This window comes from Kitasatospora sp. NPDC058492 (genome assembly GCF_042720685.1).
Lineage (GTDB): Bacteria > Actinomycetota > Actinomycetes > Streptomycetales > Streptomycetaceae > Kitasatospora.
Genome location: NZ_JBHXMU010000136.1, coordinates 1 through 2,795, shown reverse-complemented (window position 1 = coordinate 2,795; position 2,795 = coordinate 1). Strand labels below are relative to the sequence as shown.

4 protein-coding genes are annotated in these 2,795 nt (G+C 73.5%); 1 reads left to right on the top strand and 3 read right to left on the bottom strand.

What is annotated here, in order from left to right:
• Positions 1 to 64: 64 nt before the first annotated feature.
• The 3 genes from ACFWPI_RS39375 to ACFWPI_RS39365 all read right to left on the bottom strand — a co-directional run bounded on the left by ACFWPI_RS39375 (position 65) and on the right by ACFWPI_RS39365 (position 2,088).
• Positions 65 to 244, bottom strand: coding sequence for a thiazolylpeptide-type bacteriocin (locus tag ACFWPI_RS39375; RefSeq protein WP_363376356.1), 180 nt, complete (start codon positions 242 to 244; stop codon positions 65 to 67).
• 37 nt (positions 245 to 281) lie between these two features.
• Positions 282 to 494 carry a thiazolylpeptide-type bacteriocin gene (locus ACFWPI_RS39370; protein ID WP_380381049.1) on the bottom strand — a complete coding sequence of 71 codons (213 nt, stop codon included), beginning with the start codon at positions 492 to 494 and terminating at the stop codon, positions 282 to 284.
• 355 nt (positions 495 to 849) lie between these two features.
• A complete protein-coding gene (locus ACFWPI_RS39365; protein ID WP_380381051.1) occupies positions 850 to 2,088 on the bottom strand; it encodes a styrene monooxygenase/indole monooxygenase family protein in 1,239 nt (412 codons plus the stop codon).
• A 288-nt stretch (positions 2,089 to 2,376) separates the two neighbouring features.
• Here ACFWPI_RS39365 and ACFWPI_RS39360 point away from each other — a divergent pair, with 288 nt between their 5' ends.
• Entirely contained in the window at positions 2,377 to 2,736 is a 360-nt protein-coding gene (locus tag ACFWPI_RS39360) for a zinc ribbon domain-containing protein YjdM (RefSeq protein WP_063345891.1), read from the top strand.
• Positions 2,737 to 2,795: the final 59 nt, after the last annotated feature.

The following is a 2,795-nucleotide window of genomic DNA, read 5'->3' as shown; positions in this document are numbered from 1 at the left end:
GCCCCGGGTGGGGGCGGCCGCACGCCGACACGCGCTGTTCAACGGGGACTTGGCGACGCCGGGCTCAGAAGGTCCGGGTCGGCGGGTGCGGAGCGGCGCAGGAGGACGATCCGCAGGAGCTGGAGCTGGGTGCCCCGGAGGCGCCCGTCTCGGGCAGGGCGACGGTGTCGCGCAGCGCGGTGACGGTCAGCTCGCCGAGGTCGAGGTCGTCGAGGGCGAGGACGTCCTCGAAGTGGTCCGACATGTGGTCTCCCGGATGTTCGAGATGAATTGACGGATGGTCAGAACGAGTCCGCGCCGGGCAGGTTCGGCTGGGCGCAGGAGGACGAGGCCTGGCAGGAGCAGGACCCCCAGGAACCGCCGTTCTCCGGCAGGGCGACGGTGTCGCGCAGCGCGGTGACGGTCAGCTCGCTGAGGTCCAGGTCCTGGAGGTCGAGCGCCTGGCCGACGAGGCCCGGGGCGGACGTGGACGCGGACATGGCAAGGTCGGACATGTCGGACTCCTTTGGGGTGGCGGACGAGGCCGAGGTGCGCTTGTGCAGGCGTGGGGGCCGAGGGGTGTGCCGGCCCCCGGGGGTGCGGCGGCGCACGCGGATCGTCCTGACCCCGGCGTCGCACCGCCCACCGGCGACTCTAGGCCGCGGCCGGCCGCGCCGGACCCGGGCGCTCGGCACATTGGCCGGATGCCCACCTCCCCGGGCGCAACACCGGCTCCTGCCTCAGCCGCACTTGAGCGAGCCGTGACCGGCGCTCCGGTGCACCGCCCCCCATGGCGGCCGGGGCCCGCCGTCCGCTCGGGCGCGCCGGCCGATCCGCTGCGGCCGATCCGCCCCGGCCGATTCGCTGCGGTCAGTCCTGCGGGGTGAACGACTCCAGGTAGGCGGCCGCCTTCGCGGGGTCGAGGAACCACTGCTCCAGGTCGGCCGGGTCGTTGAAGGCGTTGGCGAACCGGTCGGCGACGGACGGGAGTTGACCGGCGGCGCCGAGCAGGTGCAGGACGTGCTCGGGCGGCGGCGCGAGCATCGCATTGCTCCAGACGGTGCTGGGGCGCGCGGCCTGCCAGAAGCGGTCGAAGGCGGCCCGCATGAAGTCGCGGTCGAACGGCTTGTCGCCGTGGGCGAGGATCGCGTCGAGGTAGCCGGCCGCGCACCGGGCGGCGTTGTTGGAGCCCTGGCCGGTGATCGGGTCGTTGAGGACGACGACGTCCGCGACGCCCAGCACCGCTCCGCCGCCGGGCAGTTCGCCGACCGGGTGGCGGACGGCGGGGGTGAAGCGCCCGGCGAGGGTGGCGCCGGCGTCGGTGAGTTCGATTCCGGCCCGGGCGCGGTCGTACTCCCAAGGAGTGAAGGCCTTCATCAGGTCGAGCGTCACCCGCAGGTGTTCGGCCGGGTCGCGGACCCCGTCGAAGGCGTCCGCCGGGCCGCCCGGGGCGGCCTCCCAGAGCAGGATGTCGCACGGGCCGGCCGCGGTCAGCGCCGGCATCACGAACAGTTCGCCGATGCCGGGCACCACGTTGCAGCGGACGGCGGGGAAGTCGTGCTCGGGGCGCGGGCCGAGCCCGTACACGTAGCTGGCGGCCAGCGCGCGCTGCGGCCGGTCGTACCGGGAGCGCTCGTGGTCGCGCTCGAACATCGCGGCCAGGTCGCCCTTTCCGGCCGCGACCAGGACCAGGTCGTAGGAGCCGGAGAGGTGTTCGAGGTCGCCGACGGTCACCGGGCGGACCACGACCCGGCCGCCGCGCCCGGCGAAGGTCTCCAGCCAGGCGGGCATCTTCAGCCGCTGGTCGACGGACTGCGCGGGCGCGTCCAGGCGCCCGACCCAGTCGATCACCCGCGCGGACTGCGGCCCGGCGACGGAGACTCCGAGGCCCTCGATCCGGGGTGCGGCGTCCGCCCAGAGGTCCAGGCCGAGGTCGCGTTCGGTCCGCAGTGCGGCGTCGAACATGCACTGGGTGGACAGCACCCGGCCGCTGCGGACCGCGTCCGCGTCGCGGTCGGTCATCACCGTCACGTCGTAGCCGTGGGCCTGGAGCCCCAGGGCCAGTTGGAGGCCGGCCTGCCCGGCGCCGACGATCAGAACTCTGCGCATCGTCTCCGCTTTCCTGGTTGTACGTCCCGGCCCGGTCTCAACACCCTTCCGTCCGTGGGCTGGTGAGCCCGCAGGGGGCGGTGGGCGCCGGCCGGCCGCCGGTCGCGCTGCCAGTGGCCTGGATACCAGCCATCGAGCACCGGCGTCCACGGCCCGCGCGCGCCCTGCCGGGAACGTCACCGTCCGCGGTCGGATGCCCTCGAACAAGCGATTTGAAAAATTCTTCAACTTCATACATGCTGGCGAGCCGCCGACCCCCGGCCCGACCTGAGAGGACAGCCCGCGCGCATGAGCGACCACCTCCCCCCGTGCCCGTCGTGCTCCAGCGAGTACACCTATGAGATGAACGCCCTCATGGTCTGCCCGGAGTGCGGCCACGAGTGGATGCCCGCGGCAGGCGGCGCCGCCGAACCGGCCGGCCCGGGCGAGCGGGTGATCCGGGACGCGGTCGGCAACGTGCTCAGCGACGGCGACACCGTGACCGTCGTCAAGGCCCTCAAGGTCAAGGGCAGCGTCTCCGGCATCAAGGCGGGCACCAAGGTCCGCAACATCCGTCTGGTCGACGGCGTCGACGGCCACGACATCGACTGCCGGATCGAGGGGTTCGGCGCGATGCAGCTCAAGTCGAGCGTGGTCAAGAAGGCCTGACCGGGCCCGCGCCCGGCGCGAAACGGCGGCGGCCCGTACGAGCACCTGCTCGTACGGGC

Bases quoted from the DNA above. Each gene is read 5' to 3' on its own strand.
- ACFWPI_RS39375 (WP_363376356.1), bottom strand. From the start codon at position 244: ATGTCGGACCACTTCGAGGACGTCCTCGCCCTCGACGACCTCGACCTC.
- ACFWPI_RS39360 (WP_063345891.1), top strand. From the start codon at position 2,377: ATGAGCGACCACCTCCCCCCGTGCCCGTCGTGCTCCAGCGAGTACACC.
- ACFWPI_RS39370 (WP_380381049.1), bottom strand. From the start codon at position 494: ATGTCCGACCTTGCCATGTCCGCGTCCACGTCCGCCCCGGGCCTCGTC.
- ACFWPI_RS39365 (WP_380381051.1), bottom strand. From the start codon at position 2,088: ATGCGCAGAGTTCTGATCGTCGGCGCCGGGCAGGCCGGCCTCCAACTG.